This window comes from Tatumella sp. JGM91, from assembly GCF_018257575.1.
Classification (GTDB): Bacteria; Pseudomonadota; Gammaproteobacteria; order Enterobacterales; family Enterobacteriaceae; genus Tatumella; species Tatumella punctata.
The window spans coordinates 1-15,699 of record NZ_JAERJP010000008.1; the positions used below are offsets into that span (position 1 = coordinate 1).

General features: G+C 50.8%; 16 protein-coding genes. 12 read left to right on the top strand and 4 right to left on the bottom strand.

The window, feature by feature from the left end:
* Positions 1-346 precede the first annotated feature (346 nt).
* The 7 genes from JK198_RS06955 (at position 347) to JK198_RS06985 (ending at position 6,750) form a co-directional block, all read left to right on the top strand.
* Positions 347-1,201, top strand: coding sequence for a MurR/RpiR family transcriptional regulator (locus tag JK198_RS06955; RefSeq protein WP_212707685.1), 855 nt, complete (start codon positions 347-349; stop codon positions 1,199-1,201).
* Positions 1,202-1,335: 134 nt separating this feature from the next.
* Positions 1,336-2,673 carry an aspartate aminotransferase family protein gene (locus tag JK198_RS06960; protein ID WP_212710550.1) on the top strand — a complete coding sequence of 446 codons (1,338 nt, stop codon included), beginning with the start codon at positions 1,336-1,338 and terminating at the stop codon, positions 2,671-2,673.
* Between the two features lie 3 nt (positions 2,674-2,676).
* Positions 2,677-3,234: a carboxymuconolactone decarboxylase family protein gene (locus JK198_RS06965; RefSeq protein ID WP_212710551.1), complete on the top strand. Its 558-nt coding sequence runs from the start codon at positions 2,677-2,679 to the stop codon at positions 3,232-3,234.
* A gap of 277 nt (positions 3,235-3,511) precedes the next feature.
* The gene (gene glnH, locus JK198_RS06970) at positions 3,512-4,261 is read left to right on the top strand and encodes a glutamine ABC transporter substrate-binding protein GlnH (protein WP_212707694.1); all 750 of its coding nucleotides are present in this window, start codon (positions 3,512-3,514) and stop codon (positions 4,259-4,261) included.
* A 58-nt stretch (positions 4,262-4,319) separates the two neighbouring features.
* Positions 4,320-4,976: a glutamine ABC transporter permease GlnP gene (glnP, locus tag JK198_RS06975; protein ID WP_212707682.1), complete on the top strand. Its 657-nt coding sequence runs from the start codon at positions 4,320-4,322 to the stop codon at positions 4,974-4,976.
* 2 nt (positions 4,977-4,978) lie between these two features.
* On the top strand, positions 4,979-5,704 hold the full coding sequence (gene glnQ, locus JK198_RS06980) for a glutamine ABC transporter ATP-binding protein GlnQ (protein WP_212707693.1): 726 nt from the start codon (positions 4,979-4,981) through the stop codon (positions 5,702-5,704).
* A 23-nt stretch (positions 5,705-5,727) separates the two neighbouring features.
* On the top strand, positions 5,728-6,750 hold the full coding sequence (locus tag JK198_RS06985; protein WP_212710552.1) for a C45 family peptidase: 1,023 nt from the start codon (positions 5,728-5,730) through the stop codon (positions 6,748-6,750).
* Positions 6,751-6,821: 71 nt separating this feature from the next.
* On the opposite strand, the gene JK198_RS06990 is transcribed toward JK198_RS06985, so the two are convergent.
* The 4 genes from JK198_RS06990 to rraB form a co-directional block, all read right to left on the bottom strand.
* Positions 6,822-7,031: a YdgH/BhsA/McbA-like domain containing protein gene (locus JK198_RS06990; RefSeq protein ID WP_212707680.1), complete on the bottom strand. Its 210-nt coding sequence runs from the start codon at positions 7,029-7,031 to the stop codon at positions 6,822-6,824.
* A 349-nt stretch (positions 7,032-7,380) separates the two neighbouring features.
* Positions 7,381-7,590, bottom strand: a complete 210-nt coding sequence (locus JK198_RS06995; protein ID WP_212707679.1) for a YdgH/BhsA/McbA-like domain containing protein — start codon at positions 7,588-7,590, stop codon at positions 7,381-7,383.
* A gap of 281 nt (positions 7,591-7,871) precedes the next feature.
* Positions 7,872-8,633 (bottom strand): tRNA isopentenyl-2-thiomethyl-A-37 hydroxylase MiaE, encoded by a 762-nt coding sequence (miaE, locus tag JK198_RS07000; protein ID WP_212707678.1) that lies wholly within the window; start codon positions 8,631-8,633, stop codon positions 7,872-7,874.
* Positions 8,634-8,736: 103 nt separating this feature from the next.
* Positions 8,737-9,162 (bottom strand): ribonuclease E inhibitor RraB, encoded by a 426-nt coding sequence (gene rraB, locus JK198_RS07005; protein ID WP_212707677.1) that lies wholly within the window; start codon positions 9,160-9,162, stop codon positions 8,737-8,739.
* Positions 9,163-9,339: 177 nt separating this feature from the next.
* On the opposite strand from rraB, the gene argF (JK198_RS07010) reads away from it, so the two are divergent.
* The 5 genes from argF (JK198_RS07010) (at position 9,340) to JK198_RS07030 (ending at position 15,659) form a co-directional block, all read left to right on the top strand.
* Entirely contained in the window at positions 9,340-10,344 is a 1,005-nt protein-coding gene (gene argF / locus JK198_RS07010) for an ornithine carbamoyltransferase (protein ID WP_212707676.1), read from the top strand.
* 628 nt (positions 10,345-10,972) lie between these two features.
* Positions 10,973-12,193 carry an arginine deiminase gene (gene arcA / locus JK198_RS07015; protein WP_212710553.1) on the top strand — a complete coding sequence of 407 codons (1,221 nt, stop codon included), beginning with the start codon at positions 10,973-10,975 and terminating at the stop codon, positions 12,191-12,193.
* A 17-nt stretch (positions 12,194-12,210) separates the two neighbouring features.
* Complete coding sequence (gene arcC, locus JK198_RS07020) at positions 12,211-13,125, top strand: carbamate kinase (RefSeq protein WP_212710566.1); 915 nt, start codon at positions 12,211-12,213, stop codon at positions 13,123-13,125.
* Positions 13,126-13,203: 78 nt separating this feature from the next.
* Positions 13,204-14,208: an ornithine carbamoyltransferase gene (argF, locus tag JK198_RS07025; protein ID WP_212707674.1), complete on the top strand. Its 1,005-nt coding sequence runs from the start codon at positions 13,204-13,206 to the stop codon at positions 14,206-14,208.
* A 47-nt stretch (positions 14,209-14,255) separates the two neighbouring features.
* The gene (locus tag JK198_RS07030) at positions 14,256-15,659 is read left to right on the top strand and encodes a YfcC family protein (RefSeq protein ID WP_212710554.1); all 1,404 of its coding nucleotides are present in this window, start codon (positions 14,256-14,258) and stop codon (positions 15,657-15,659) included.
* The last annotated feature ends 40 nt before the right edge of the window (positions 15,660-15,699 follow it).

Genomic DNA, 15,699 nt, shown 5'->3' on the forward strand with positions numbered 1-15,699 from the left:
CCGCCGGATTGATATGCGGCATACCCGCATCAGCGTTACAGTACCGCCCCGGTAATAAATCGAAATTAATCAGATACCTTTATCGCTGAAAAAGTTTTTCTGCAATCAGCGTTATCGATAGCTGAGGCAGGTTACCGGAGGCGGCATCCGGGCCGCTGAGTGAATGAGTGTGGCCAGGGCGAGCCNNTGAACGAAGGTACCGCGCAGCGGCGGAACGATCTGCCGCACAGGCCCGGTGTGCAGAGGGCGCGGCCATTGCGCCCTCTGCTCCTGAGTGAATACATACAAATCCCTAAAGGCACGCTATCATCCCCCCTGAACCAATAACCCCCGGAGACCTCCCCTTATGGACCCGCGTAAAATTATTGTTGAACATTACCCGGCCCTGACGCCGGAGCTGCAAAAAGCCGCAGAGTTCATACTGGAACACAATAATGAACTGGTAGTGTTATCAATGCGGGCGTTTGCCGGAAACGCCGGAGTCAGACCCGCCACCCTGCTGAGGCTGGCGAAACGGCTGGGGTTCAATGGCTGGGGAGAGCTGAAAGATGCCTTTATCCGTTGCATGGGGCTGGCGGATGACAGCTACGCTGCCCGTGCCAGCGATCTGCAAAATAAGCAGCAGCATCCGGCATTATATGACGAAGTTTTTTCAGCCTTTGCGGCCAATTTACAGCAAACTCAGGAAAATAACCGTCACAGTCTGGAACAGGCGGTCAGCCTGCTGGATAGCGCTGACCAGGTCTATATCTGCGGTTTCAGGGCAAGTTTTCCGGTCGCATGGTCACTCTACTATATCTATCGCCTGTTCCACCGTCAGGTGTCTCTGATTGACGGGCTGGCCAGCAATCAGGAGATTTTTACCCGTGAGATTACTTGCCGCGACCTGGTTGTTGTCGTCGGGTTTGCCCCCTATTCACGGGAGACTCTGCAAATTACCGAATATGCCCGGGCCGCCGGTGCCACTCTGATTGCTATCACTGATTCTCCTCTGTCCCCTCTGGCACAAGCCGCCACCTGTAACCTGCTGTTTCCGGTCAGCAGTCCGTCTTTTTTTCCTTCCGTGGTTTCAGGGATGGGAATTGCCGAATGCCTGATGGCCGCCCTGGTCGCCAGACATGGTGACGAGGCTATCCGCCGGATAGAGAGTGCTGAGCGCTATCTGTTTGATTCCGGGGCCTATATATTCCCCGGTAAATAGTCTCCCACCCGGCGCTGATCCGCAACACCCGAAATGATACAAATGAATCATTATTATATTGAATGATCCAATTGTATCTGAGAGTATATCTCTTATCCGGGGTTTCCCCTGCCGTACCAGTAACGGGATGATCAATGAGCCATATTATTCACCGCAGTCTTCATTTTACTCCGCCGATCGCTACCTCGGCACAGGGTGCTTATATTACCGATGCTTCAGGTAAACGTTACCTGGATGCCAGTGGCGGTGCGGCAGTATCCTGCCTGGGCCATGCTCATCCGGATGTGCTGGCAGCAATGCACCGGCAGATCGATACACTCGCCTACGCCCATACGGGATTTTTCACCAGTGATGCGGCAGAAAAGCTGGCTGATCAGCTGGCAGGCAGCGCTCCCGGGGATCTGAATTCCGTCTATTTTGTTTCCGGCGGTTCTGAAGCGGTCGAGACCGCCCTGAAACTGGCCCGTCAGTATTGTGTGGAAACCGGACAGCCGGAAAAAACCACTTTTATTGGCCGTCGTCAGAGCTACCACGGTAATACTCTGGGTGCACTGGCGGTAGGCGGTAATGAATGGTGGCGTAAACAATTTTCACCGTTACTGATGGATGTCGCGCGGGTATCGGCCTGTAATGCCTACCGTGATCAGCGCCACGATGAAACCGAACAGCAATATACCGAACGGTTACTGAATGAACTCGAACAAACCATCGTTGAGACCGGCCCGGAAAAAATTATTGGCTTTATCGCCGAAACTGTCAGTGGTGCCACCACCGGTGCTGTCCCTCCTGTGAAGGGGTATTTTGCCGGAGTGCGCAGGCTCTGTGATAAATACGGTGTGCTGTATATTGCCGATGAAGTGATGTGTGGTATGGGCCGTACCGGAACTCTGCATTCTTTCGAACAGGATGGCGTGGTACCGGATATTGTCACTGTCGCAAAAGGACTGGGTGGCGGCTATCAGCCTATTGGTGCCGTGCTGGTCAGCGATAAGGTGATTGAACCGCTACGTCAGGGCAGCGGACTGTTTCAGCATGGCCATACCTATATTTGCCATCCGACCGCTGCCGCCGCCGCACTGGCTGTACAGCAAGTAATTGTGCGGGATAATTTATTAAGTCATGTGCAGCACCAGGGAAATTATTTACTACAACAATTAGACAATGAGATTGCCGGACTGGAATTTGTCGGTAACACCCGGGGACGCGGCTTATTTGCCGGGATTGAACTGGTGAGAGACAAACAGAGCAAAGCCCCTTTTGACCCGGCGCTGAAGCTGCACGCCGCCATTAAACGCGGCTGCCTTGAACAGGGGCTGATGGTGTATCCGATGGGTGGCACGATTGACGGACAGCAGGGTGACCATATCCTGATTGCACCGCCATTTATTGTGACTCAGCAGCAACTGGATGTGGTGGTCGATACCCTGAAACAGGTGATCATCCGCGAAACACACAACGCAGCAGGTGCCTGACCGATGACCATAACTAACCGCCTGCCACCGCTGGCACCAGAGGACTGGAGCGATGAACAGCGGACACTGGCCGAAGAAGTGATTCAGGGGCCACGCGGAGCATTACTGCCTCCGTTTCAGGCATTATTGCGTAGCCCTGAACTAATGGCTCATGCACAACGATTGGGTGAGTACCTGCGCTACCGTAGTGCAATCGGCCTGCGGTTATCTGAACTGGCTATTTTAGTGACAGCTCGTTACTGGGGTCAGCCGGTCGAATGGGAGATTCATGCGCCCATTGCCCGCGGACAGGGGATTTCAGAACAGGCAATTGACGCGATACAGCATCAGCAACGGCCTGCTGATACAGCTCTGCAACAGGATGAATGGCTGGTATATCAGTTCTGCCAGCAGTTACATCAGCAAAAGCATGTCAGTGACGATATCTGGCAGCAGTCCGTGGCACAGTTCGGTGAAGCAGCGGTCATGGATCTGATCGGCATCAATGGCTATTACAGCTTACTGGCAATGGTTATGAATGTTGCCCGAACCCCGGCGCAGCATACACCCACAGGCTTCTGACTCCGCCCGCTATCGCACTAAAATGGTGCTCCCCCGCTCCGCCGGGGGCACCAAAGAAGTGCAAACTCTTTCGCCGCCTTTATAAGAAAAACTGATTACCCGCGCCACAGCCAGAATGCTGAAAGTTAACAACCAAATAACATATAAAACACTTTTAAATCATTTGGTTATATAATTTATTTCCCCGGGTTATTTGTTTTTTAATTCTGGCATGGTTATTGCTTTTTTGAGTATGACTGACACACATCATCCGATCTTATAAAAAGGACTCGTTATGCTGAAAACAATTAATACTGTAGGTGTTTCACTGGCCTTACTGGCAAGTGCATTCAGCTTTAATGCTGTTGCTAAAGATACACTGACGGTCGGTGTTGATACCGCATTTGTTCCATTCGAATTCAAACAAGACAACAAATATGTTGGTTTTGATATTGATCTGTGGAATGCCATCGCTAAAAAAATGGATGTCGACTATACCCTGCAACCTATGGATTTCAGTGGTCTGATCCCTGGTCTGCAGTCACGTAATATTGATGTCGCTATGGCTGGGATCACTATTACGCCGGTACGTGCACAGGTTGTTGATTTCAGCGCCCCATACTACAACGCTGACTTGCTGATGGCGGTAAAAAGCTCAGCTACCGGTATTAATAAGTTCAGCGATCTGGCGGGTAAGAAAGTGGGCCTGAAGCAGGGTACGGCCGCTGCAACCTATATGAAAGCCAATGTAAAAGCTGATTATGTCGAGTTCCCGAACATCGATAACGCCTATCTCGATCTGCAGGCCGGCAATATTGATGCGGTCGTTCATGACTCGCCGAACGTGTTGTATTACGTAAAAACTGCCGGTAACGGAAAAATCAAAGCGACCGGTGAAAACGATAGCGTGCTGCCACAGCAGTACGGTTTTGCGCTGCAGAAAAACAGCCCTTACACCAGACGTGTTGACGAAGCGCTGAAAGAGTTACGCGCTGACGGTACCTATAACAAAATCTACGTAAAATGGTTCGACAAAGAACCTAAGTAATTGTTTTTCGGGCCAGTTATGGCTGGCCCGCTGTCTATTTGACCATGCGGATAAGATTATGAATTTTGATATCAGTTATGTCTGGCAAGCCGTGCCAATATTATTACAGGGGCTCAAACTGACCCTGTTCATTTCAGTAGTCGGGTTACTGGGAGGGTTTGTCATCGGGCTGATCGCCGGTGTCTGTCGCGCATTAGGCGGCAGATTTTCAAAGACGGTGTCATTGATTTTCGTCGAGCTTATCCGCGGAACGCCGATTATGGTGCAGGTGATGTTTATCTACTTCGCCCTGCCACTCGCTTTACCGGTACGTATTGATCCGATTACCGCTGCGGTTGTGACCATTATGATAAATTCCGGCGCCTATATTGCCGAAATTACCCGTGGTGCGTTGCTATCAATTAATAAAGGTTTTAAAGAAGCCGGACTGGCAATGGGTCTGTCTTCACGGGCAACGCTCTGGTACATCATTATGCCGCTGGCATTACGCCGTATGATCCCAGCACTGGGTAACCAGTGGATCATTAGTATCAAAGATACCTCATTATTTATTGTGATTGGGGTTGCCGAACTGACCCGTCAGGGACAGGAAATTATCGCCGGTAACTTCCGCGCACTCGAAGTATGGACCGCAGTTGCAGCACTGTATCTGATTGTTACTCTGTGTCTGAGCTTCCTGCTTAAAACTCTGGAAAAAAGGATGCATATTTTATGAGTATGGTTGAATTTCAAAATGTCTCGAAAAATTTTGGCTCAACGCAGGTGCTGCATGATATCAATCTGAAAATTGATGCCGGTGAAGTAGTCGTTATTATCGGCCCTTCCGGATCCGGTAAATCCACCCTGTTACGCTGTATTAATAAACTGGAAGAAATTTCTTCCGGGGCTCTGATAGTGGCAGGTATGCACCTGACCGATCCGCATGTTAATGAGCAGGATATCCGCCGTGAAGCCGGAATGGTCTTTCAGCAGTTTCATCTGTTCCCTCATCTGACAGCCCTGGAAAATGTCATGTTCGGACCACTTAAGGTTCGCCATGCCAGTAAAGCAGATGCACGTAAACAGGCGATGGATTTACTGACACGGGTCGGTCTGGCAGCACGTGCTGACCATTACCCTTCAGAGCTTTCCGGCGGACAGCAGCAGCGTGTTGCCATCGCCAGGGCACTGGCCGTCAAGCCACAGATGATGCTGTTTGATGAACCTACCTCCGCGCTGGATCCGGAACTGCGCCACGAAGTATTACAGGTTATGCGTTCTCTGGCTGAAGAGGGGATGACAATGGTCATTGTGACCCACGAAATCGGTTTTGCCCGGGATGTTGCCTCACGGTTGATCTTTATCGATGGCGGTACCATTGCTGAAGATGGTTCGCCCGCCGGGCTGATTGAGGGCGGTAATGGCTGCGCCCGTTTGCAGGAATTCCTGCAGCACGTTTCCTGAGTTAAAACTGAGATACTCCGTATATGAACATAATCACGCTCCGTGGTGGTGCTTTTTCCATTGGCGAACAACTGGGCCGCGCGGGTAAGGCGGCATGGCATAATAAGCTGCCGGAAACCACGCTGTGGCAAACGGTTATTCGCCTGAAAGATTCACCACAGGCACGGGCAATGGCTGAGGCTGTGCAACGCGAGTATCCGCTGATATGGCAGGAACTGCAGGGGATGGCCTGCGGATTAGATGCCCCGCTGGACGCGGTTTTTGCCTGGAATTGCCGCGGTGATCTGGTACGTTCAACCTCAGATGGCTGCACCACTCTGGCGGGTCGTGACAGTGCCGGTCAGTGTTTTATTGCCCATAATGAGGATGGCTTTCCGCAATTGCGGGATGACTGTTTTATCGCCGATATCAGGCCATTGCAGGGTAGTGCTTTTGTCAGCTTCGCCTATCCCGGGTCTCTGTGCGGGCACACCTTTGCGGTAAATCAGCACGGCGTTGTGAATACCGTCAATAATATCAGGGCAGTACAACGTCCGGCGGGTTTACCTCGTCAGATACTGGCAAGAGCGGCACTGAATGCTACCAGTCTTGACGATGCCGTCCTGATACTGACGGCGACGGCACGGGCAGGCGCATTTCATCACACGCTGGGGCAGGCCGGTGATCCGCGCCTGTTCAGCGTAGAAGCGACCGGTCAGGGCAACAGTGTGACCATGCTGACGGGTAACAGTGGCCACGCTAATCATCTGATACACCCGCAATTGTCGGCCTGCGAACAAGTGATTACCGGAAGTTCAGCCGCACGCCAGCACAGGATCGATCAGCTGTTATCCGCGGAAACCGCACTGTCAGCCGAACAGATGCTGACTATTCTGTCTGATACTGACGGAAAACTGCCTGTCTACCGGCTGGCGAAAGACGATCCGGATCAGGAGAATACACTGGCAACCGTCATTTTCCGGCTGAATGCTGACGGCGTTGACTGGTCGTTGTATGGACTTGATCGCCCGGCAGTCGCACTCTGCGGGGAAAAAAATCTGCTATAAGAGTCAGCGGCCGGATCCGTAAAAAAACAGCTATCCGCAGACGCAGATAGCTGTTTTTTTTGATGGCAGATTTATTTATGCAGCTCTGCCGTCATATGCACACCATTATTCATAGTGGCTTCAATGATGGTATACGATTTTCCGGCTTTTTTGGCCTGCGCCGCGATTTTCGCCTCCGCATCATCCAGATTATCTGCCGTTGCAGTCACACTTTCCGCAAAACTACTGAATGAAAGTAAAGACACCAGACTCACCGCCAGTACGGTTTTTATTGTATTCATGGTCGCTTCCTTTAACGGTTGGGTCACTGGCCGGATGATGATTCCCCTGATGACATGACCGCCAGGCCTGTCAGATGTCGTCAGTCGCCTGACGGGACAGGGCACACATATCGCCGGTGACTTCAGTCCCGACTGTAGCGCAGTTGTTCAGCTATTCAACCGGCAATTATCCGGTGAATTCAGGTTCTGTTCCGCGGATAAAATATCCGTCTGTCCGGGCCGGATTTTATATAACACAGCAGATAACTGAGTGAGGAGCCTGAAAATACAGGCGCAGACAGGTGGCGGGGGAATATTACAGGAAAGACTCCCCCGGGGATATTTTCCGCCGGGGAGCCTTCTGTCTCTGTTACTTATTCAGTTCGGCGGTCATATGCACGCCATTGTTGTAATTTGCTTCGGTAATTTTATAAGAAGCGCCGGCTTTGTGGGCCTGAGCTGCAATCTGTGCTTCAGCGGCATCAAGAGTACTTGCACAGGCGGTAACGCTCTGAGCAAAGCTACCGAAAGAAATCAGGGAAAGGACTGCAACTGCAACTAAAGTTTTGATGGATTTCATGAGGGTCACCTTAATTTATTTTTGTCTGAAGGCCGTATTGCCTTGATGCGGTGAATCATAGCCCTGTGTCCGGTTGCACGAAAGCTGAACAAATTGCTTATCTTATTCAAAATAAATGAATGATAATGACAAACCAACCGGATAAAGCCAAAAATGCAGTCGTTACTGCTAAATATTAGATAACATGCAGATCATTAGGCTTTAATGATTACACTACATGGAATAAACACCCGAATGATTTGCCATTAAAACAAAAACCATAATGTTATCAAAAGGTTTCTCTAATGTGATAGCGGACCGCTATGGAAACGTAACTCCGTGTCCGGTCCGGTAATTAATGCTGCTTCCGTTTCGCCTATTTTCCGGATCCGTGCACTGATATCACCGGGGGAAATCTGTCGTGCAAGGGTCAGATAGTCCTGATAATGACGGGCTTCAGAACGTAATAACGAACGGTAGAATTTTGCCAGTTCAGGATCAAGGTACGGGGCCAGTGCGGCAAAACGTTCACAGGAACGTGCTTCGATATATGCACCACAGATTAGTTTATCCACCAGCGTGTCGGGTTCATGGGTGGTCACCTCGCGCAGTAGTCCTCTGGCATAACGGCTGGCGGTAATTTTATGGTAGGCCACCCCCCGGGACTGCATAATTTCCCAGACCTGATAAAAATGGTGCAATTCTTCTTTTATCAACAGCACCATTTTATCAATCAGATCATCAGCGCGGGGACACTCTGCCCGCCGTGTAATCCGGTTACCCAGACTGCGGTGAGCCTCAATAAAATCACTGTCAGGACATTCACGGTAGATAAAATTTTCGTAAGGCAACAACCAGTGATTAAGGGTTTCACTACCGGGTTTATCCGCTGCATATTTACGGAGCAGCCAGGCCGCGGTCTGTGCGGCTTTCAGTTCACAGGTCAGGTGATCGATTAATAGTAATGGCAGATTTTCTGGTCTGGCGGCTTCATCAAGCCATGACCGGGGTGTCCGGCAATGTAAAAACTGTAACAGGGGGGCTATCAGGGCTGAGTCATTCATAATTCAGTGGATATCAGACAAAAAAATCTGCAGGTGAACGCTGCCCCGGCCATCCGTTATCATCAGACCAGGGGACGGGCTTACGACGAAAACTGACAACTAATTAGTGACGCACACCGTTGTCATGGGAGTCAGAACCGTCTTCATCATCCTCTTCGTCTTCATCTTCGGCATCAGGATCTTCAAAGTAAGTTCCCCAGCCGTCGTAATCCACATTGTGCTTACCGGCCATTTTCACCAGTTGTTCGATCTGAGCATTAATCAGTTCATCCTTCAGTGCCACTTCGCTGATAATATCGACACACATAACTGTGGTGCCGTCTTCCAGTTCCAGCTCTTCCGGATCAGTCACTTCATAGCCCAGTTTGAATGCATCAACAGCGGCTTTTTCCAGCGCATCAAAACTGTCGCAGGATAAATGATGCTCTATGGTATAGAGCGCATCAGGATCGCTGCCATCTTCCAGTAATTCTTCAATGATTTCGCGTGTTTCTTCGCGCTGTTCTTCCATAAAGGATTCAAATGTCATAGGGATTATTCCTCAGGTGCGCTCAGGGGCATTCCCCCGCATCAGCGGCTATTTTCCCACAGCCACAGGCGCGGCACTACTCTAAAGCGCAGGATAACTGAAAATAAGGTTGAAAATGAATATTCATACATATAGATTGAATATTAATTCATATGATTTTTATCTCCGGAGCGATATATGAGTAAGCTTTACCAGCGTAATTTCCTGAGACTCTTGGATTTTACCTCTGCTGAACTTGAACAGTTACTGAGTCTGGCCGCCAGCCTGAAACAGGATAAAAAACAAGGTGAGGAATCCCCTGCCCTGCAAGGAAAAAATATTGCGCTCATCTTCGAAAAAGATTCGACCCGAACCCGTTGCTCTTTCGAAGTTGCCGCTTACGATCAGGGGGCCAGGGTGACCTGGCTGGGTGCCAGTGGTAACCAGATCGGCCATAAAGAATCAATCAAAGATACAGCACGGGTACTGGGAAGGATGTATGACGGTATCCAGTACCGCGGATATGAACAGAGTATTGTCGAGACGCTGGCTGAATATGCCGGGGTACCGGTCTGGAATGGTCTGACGACGGAGTTTCATCCGACCCAGTTACTGGCCGATTTGCTGACTATGCGGGAGCACTTACCGGGTAAGTCCTGGAACCAGATAACCCTGGTGTATGCAGGCGATGCCCGTAATAACATGGGAAATTCGATGCTGGAAGCGGCAGCACTGACCGGACTTGATTTACGGCTGGTCGCGCCGAAAGCATGCTGGCCGGATGCAGAGCTGGTGGAAGAGTGCCTGGCCGTCGCCCGGCAGACCGGCGGGAAAATAACCCTGACGGAATCCGTTACTGATGGAGTAAAAGGCGCAGACTTTATTTATACGGATGTCTGGGTGTCGATGGGTGAAGCAAAAGAAGCCTGGGCCGAACGGATTGCCCTGCTGCGTCCGTACCAGGTAAACAACCATATGCTGGCGCTTACCGGTAATCCACAGGTGAAGTTCCTCCACTGCCTGCCGGCGTTCCACGACGATCAAACCACTCTGGGCAAACAGATGGCCGAACAATATGGCTTTACTGAGGGTATTGAAGTGACTAATGACGTTTTTGAGTCACCTCACAGCATTGTGTTTGATCAGGCAGAAAACCGGATGCATACCATTAAAGCGGTCATGGTTGCGACTCTCAGCCCGTAATCAGTCCCGCGATTTTGCAGTGATAGTGCTGTCTGTCACTGCATGCTCTTTTCTGCGCAGCCATCGCCTGTGGCATAGTTATTTTAAAATCCGTCGTCTGGCAAGCAGACAAAAGGAAATAACATTCATTATAACTGCATATCTGGTATCCGATCGCCGGCAGTGATGTATATAACTGACTGTTATCAGAGAATAATAATAAAAAACAAGAATCAGTTCATAAATATAACTTTTCATTTCCTGCCACTTCTGTGAATAACTATTCCCCGGCCAGTTCGGCGTATTAAATAATCACCTTGTATAATGTATAAAAATTCAACACGATAAATTTGTCGTTAAATATCAATTTCATATTTATTTTTGTGCTTTTTAAAATAGCGTTACAGACTACGCTAGTTGAAATAACCACGCTGATTATTCGGGTATATTTTCATTTTATATAAAAAAATAAAATCCTAAATAATGATCCCTCTCATAAAGCGGCAACCCCCTGACAATAACCAACAACTCCTTGAATATAGTCACAGTTCTTAGTGCTGGTAATTCGTTATTTTCAGGCGAGTTATCAGGAACAGTGTCTGTTGTTTAATTCAGCAGATACTGTTTATTCCACCGATAAGGAGCATCTATGGAAAAGCATTATGTTGGTTCTGAAATTGGTACATTACGCAGCGTATTACTCCATCGCCCTCATCTGAGCCTGAAAAGGCTGACGCCTGGCAATTGCCAGGATCTGCTGTTCGACGATGTATTATCTGTTGAACGGGCAGGAGAAGAGCACGATCAGTTTGCCGATACCCTGCGACAGCAGGGGATTGAGGTACTGCTACTGTCAGATTTACTGACCCGGACGCTGGATGTTCCGGCGGCAAAACACTGGCTGCTGGAAACGCAAATTTCTGATTATCGCCTCGGGCCACGTTTTGCGGCCGATATCCGTAGCTGGCTGGATCAAATGCCACACCGCCTGCTGGCCAGTCATTTCACCGGAGGCTTAACCTGCGATGAATTACCTGCGGAAATACGTAATATTGCCGGACGTCAGAGTGATCAGGACGACTTTATTACCCGTCCGTTACCCAACCATTTATTTACCCGCGACACCTCATGCTGGATTTATCAGGGGGTCAGTATTAACCCGATGGCAAAAATAGCCCGCCAGCGGGAAACCCATAACCTGCGGGCTATCTACCGCTGGCACCCGGCCTTTAATGACGGTGATTTTATCCGCTATTACGGGGATGACGATCTTAACTATGATAATGCCACCCTCGAGGGTGGCGATGTGCTGGTTATTGGCCGCGGCACGGTAGTTATCGGTTTGTCGGAACGTACCACCGCCCAGGGAATAGAATTTCTTGCCAGCGCCTTGTTTAAACATCAGCAGGCCAGCCGCGTTATCGTGCTGGAATTACCTCAGCAACGCTCCTGTATGCATCTTGATACCGTGATGACACACCTGGATATCAATACTTTTTCTATCTACCCGCAGATCATTAACCAGCATATCCCTTGCTGGACACTGACTCCGGATGGTTATGGCGGTCTGCGACGTACGGAAGAAAGTGGTTTTACCAAAGCTCTTGAGCTGGCTCTGGATATTGACCATATCCGCCTGATCACAACCGGAGGTGATCGTTTCGAAGCAGAGCGCGAGCAATGGAACGATGCCAACAATGTGCTGACCATCCGGCCGGGGGTGGTGATTGGCTACGAACGCAATCTCCGGACTAACGAAAAATACGATAAAGCCGGGATCACCGTACTCCCCATCGCCGGTGATGAACTGGGCAGAGGACGCGGTGGTGCAAGGTGCATGAGCTGTCCGCTGGAAAGGGACGGTATTTAATGAGCGGGACAAATAATATGGACAAAAAACCGATACTGGTCGTTGCTCTGGGAGGCAATGCGCTGCTGAAACGCGGCGACCCTCTGGAAGCCGGTATTCAGCAAAAAAATATCCTGATTGCCGCCAGCGTGATTGCCGGACTGACCGCACAATGGCGGGTGGTACTGGTGCATGGTAACGGGCCTCAGGTCGGGCTGCTGGCACTACAGAATGCTGCTTATACCTCCGTCAACCCCTACCCGCTGGATGTGCTGGGGGCCGAAACCCAGGGAATGATTGGCTATATGCTGCAGCAGGCCCTGAAAAACTGTCTGCCGGATACCCATATTACCACCCTTCTGACACAGGTGAAGGTCGATACGCTGGATCCGGCATTTCAGGATCCCTGTAAGTTTATCGGTCCGCTGTATTCAGCCGATCAGCTGGCTGCATTACCGGCAGACAACCCGTGGCAGATAAAAGCCGACGGATACGGTTTTCGCCGGGTGGTGCCCTCACCTCTGCCGGTCAGTACTGTCGAGAGCGCGGCGATCATCACATTGCTGGCCGATGATCATCTGGTGATCTGTAACGGCGGGGGCGGAATTCCGGTCACAGAAGGTGAAAACGGGTTACAGGGAGTGGAGGCCGTGATTGATAAAGATCAGTCTGCCGCCCTGTTGGCGCGCCAGCTGAATGCGGATGCGTTACTGATCCTCACCGATGCAGATGCCGTGTACCTGAACTGGAATACCCCGTCACAGGAAGCCATTGCTCAGACAACCGCCAGTTCACTGGAAGAACTGAGGTTTGATGCCGGATCGATGGGACCAAAAGTGTCGGCCTGCTGCCGGTTTGTCAGGCAGTGCCACGGAATTGCCGGGATTGGTGCTCTGCAGGACGGCTGCAGCATTCTTTCCGGGAAAAAAGGCACACTGATTGTTGCCGGATAACGGCCAGCCAGCCGGTGCTGTTACTCAACACCGGCTTCTTCGGGAGCCGGAAAAGGATAATTCAGATAAGGATTTTATATGTCAGTTAACCTGAAACACCGCCATTTTCTGAAACTGCTGGATTACACAGCGGAAGAAATTGATTACCTGCTGACACTCGCCCGTCAGTTGAAACAGGATAAACAGCGCGGCGAAGAGCATCCCCGGTTAACCGGTAAGAATATTGCGCTGATCTTCGAGAAGAGTTCCACCCGCACCCGCTGTGCTTTCGAAGTCGCGGCTTTCGATCAGGGGGCAAGGGTTACGTATCTCGGGCCATCGGGTTCACAGATTGGCCATAAAGAATCAATGAAAGATACCGCCCGGGTACTGGGCCGGATGTACGACGGCATTCAATACCGTGGCTTTGGTCAGCCAATTGTCGAACAGCTGGCGGAATTCGCCGGTGTACCGGTCTGGAACGGACTGACTGATGAGTTTCATCCGACCCAGATTCTGGCTGATTTAATGACTATGCAGGAGCATGCACCAGACAGAGCGCTCTCATCCCTGAGCATTGCTTACCTGGGGGATGCCCGCAACAACATGGGTAATTCACTGATGGTCGCCGCTGCCATTATCGGTATGGATATCCGGCTGGTAGCACCGCGTGATTTCTGGCCGCAAGAGACCCTGGTACAACAATGTCAGGCTATTGCGGCGGACAGCGGTGCCCGGATTCTCCTGACCGAATCGGTCAGTGACGGGGTGCGGGGGGTGGATTTTCTGTATACCGATGTCTGGGTGTCAATGGGAGAAGCCAAAGCGGCCTGGGCAGAGCGCGTCAGCCTGATGCAGCCTTATCAGGTAAACCAGCAAGTGATCGCGGCAACCGGGAATCCCGGTGTGAAATTTATGCATTGCCTGCCCGCTTTCCATAATGAGCACACCTCTGTAGGCCGTGAAATCGAAGAGACTTATGGCCTGAAGGGCCTGGAAGTCACTGATGAGGTGTTTGAGTCATCCTGTTCGATTGTGTTTGATGAAGCAGAAAACAGGATGCACACCATCAAGGCAGTCATGGTCGCAACCCTGGCAGACTAACCGACCACAGGTACGCCTGGCGGCGTACCTGTCAGGGAGAAATAACAATGAAGACCTTTAAATTCCCCTCCGCCTATACCATTCTGTTTATGCTGATTATTCTGGTCGCCGCACTGAGCTGGCTGATCCCCGCCGGGCAGTATCAGATGGTAATGAATGACACCCTGGGTAAAACCGTGCCGGTGGCAGGTACCTGGCAGGCCGTCGATCCTAATCCTCAGGGGATCAGCGATATTTTACTGGCTCCCATCGATGGCCTGTGGGATCACCGTACGGGTAATGCCGGGGCGATTGATGTGGCGCTGTTTATTCTGATTATCGGCGGGTTCCTCGGTGTGACCAACAGAACCGGTGCCATTGATGCGGGGATCCAGCGGGTTACCTTAAAACTGAAAGGTAAAGAAGAGTGGATGATCCCGATACTGATGGGCGTATTTGCCCTTGGTGGCACCATTTACGGGATGGCAGAAGAGTCACTGCCGTTTTATTCACTGCTGGTGCCGGTGATGATCGCTGCCCGCTTTGATCCTATGGTTGCTGCCGCCACCGTATTACTGGGGGCCGGTATCGGTACCCTCGGATCGACGATTAATCCGTTTTCCACGGTGATTGCGGCCAATGCCGCCGGGATTCCGTTTACCGACGGTATGCTGTTGCGGATCATTATCCTGATCAGTGGCTGGCTGACCTGCGTCTGGTGGGTCCGCCGCTATGCTATCCGTATCCGTAATCACCCTGATTTATCCGTACTGGCCGATAAAGCAGAAGAGAACCGTCGTTACTTTCTGGCTCAGCAAGGGGATGAACCTTTAGCCTTTACCCCGGTACGTAAAATTATCCTGCTGCTGTTTGCTGCGGCCTTTGTGATGATGATTTATGGTGTGGCAGTGAAAGGCTGGTGGATGGGCGAAATTTCCGCCATGTTCCTGGGCGCAGCCATTATCACCGGACTGATAGCCCGGATAAGTGAGGAAGACTTTACCACGGCATTTATCGACGGTGCGCGGGATCTGCTCGGTGTGGCATTGATCATCGGTATTGCCCGCGGGATCGTAGTGGTGATGGATAACGGAATGATCACCCATACACTGCTCAATATGGCTGAGCAATTGGTCACGGGGTTACCGCCGGTAGTGTTTATTAATGTGACCTGGCTGATTGAGATCGTGCTGTCATTCCTGATCCCTTCTTCTTCCGGACTGGCGGTTCTCAGTATGCCGGTACTGGCACCACTGGCCGATTTTGCCAGTATCGGACGGGATCTGGTCGTCACAGTGTACCAGTCGGCTTCCGGGCTGGTGAATCTGATTACTCCAACCTCCGGTGTGGTAATGGGCGGTCTGGCGATTGCCAGAATCCCTTATATCCGTTACCTGAAATGGGTGGCTCCGCTACTGGCTATTCTTGTGATTATGAACATAGTTATGCTGAGTGTCTCTGCGCTACTATGATGACCAGCGGACGGCCTGATACGAGGATGTAAGGTATCCG

Bases quoted from the DNA above. Each gene is read 5' to 3' on its own strand.
- JK198_RS06955 (WP_212707685.1), top strand. From the start codon at position 347: ATGGACCCGCGTAAAATTATTGTTGAACATTACCCGGCCCTGACGCCG.
- JK198_RS06960 (WP_212710550.1), top strand. From the start codon at position 1,336: ATGAGCCATATTATTCACCGCAGTCTTCATTTTACTCCGCCGATCGCT.
- JK198_RS06965 (WP_212710551.1), top strand. From the start codon at position 2,677: ATGACCATAACTAACCGCCTGCCACCGCTGGCACCAGAGGACTGGAGC.
- glnP (WP_212707682.1), top strand. From the start codon at position 4,320: ATGAATTTTGATATCAGTTATGTCTGGCAAGCCGTGCCAATATTATTA.
- glnQ (WP_212707693.1), top strand. From the start codon at position 4,979: ATGGTTGAATTTCAAAATGTCTCGAAAAATTTTGGCTCAACGCAGGTG.
- JK198_RS06985 (WP_212710552.1), top strand. From the start codon at position 5,728: ATGAACATAATCACGCTCCGTGGTGGTGCTTTTTCCATTGGCGAACAA.
- JK198_RS06990 (WP_212707680.1), bottom strand. From the start codon at position 7,031: ATGAATACAATAAAAACCGTACTGGCGGTGAGTCTGGTGTCTTTACTT.
- JK198_RS06995 (WP_212707679.1), bottom strand. From the start codon at position 7,590: ATGAAATCCATCAAAACTTTAGTTGCAGTTGCAGTCCTTTCCCTGATT.
- miaE (WP_212707678.1), bottom strand. From the start codon at position 8,633: ATGAATGACTCAGCCCTGATAGCCCCCCTGTTACAGTTTTTACATTGC.
- rraB (WP_212707677.1), bottom strand. From the start codon at position 9,162: ATGACATTTGAATCCTTTATGGAAGAACAGCGCGAAGAAACACGCGAA.
- argF (WP_212707676.1), top strand. From the start codon at position 9,340: ATGAGTAAGCTTTACCAGCGTAATTTCCTGAGACTCTTGGATTTTACC.
- arcA (WP_212710553.1), top strand. From the start codon at position 10,973: ATGGAAAAGCATTATGTTGGTTCTGAAATTGGTACATTACGCAGCGTA.
- arcC (WP_212710566.1), top strand. From the start codon at position 12,211: ATGGACAAAAAACCGATACTGGTCGTTGCTCTGGGAGGCAATGCGCTG.
- argF (WP_212707674.1), top strand. From the start codon at position 13,204: ATGTCAGTTAACCTGAAACACCGCCATTTTCTGAAACTGCTGGATTAC.
- JK198_RS07030 (WP_212710554.1), top strand. From the start codon at position 14,256: ATGAAGACCTTTAAATTCCCCTCCGCCTATACCATTCTGTTTATGCTG.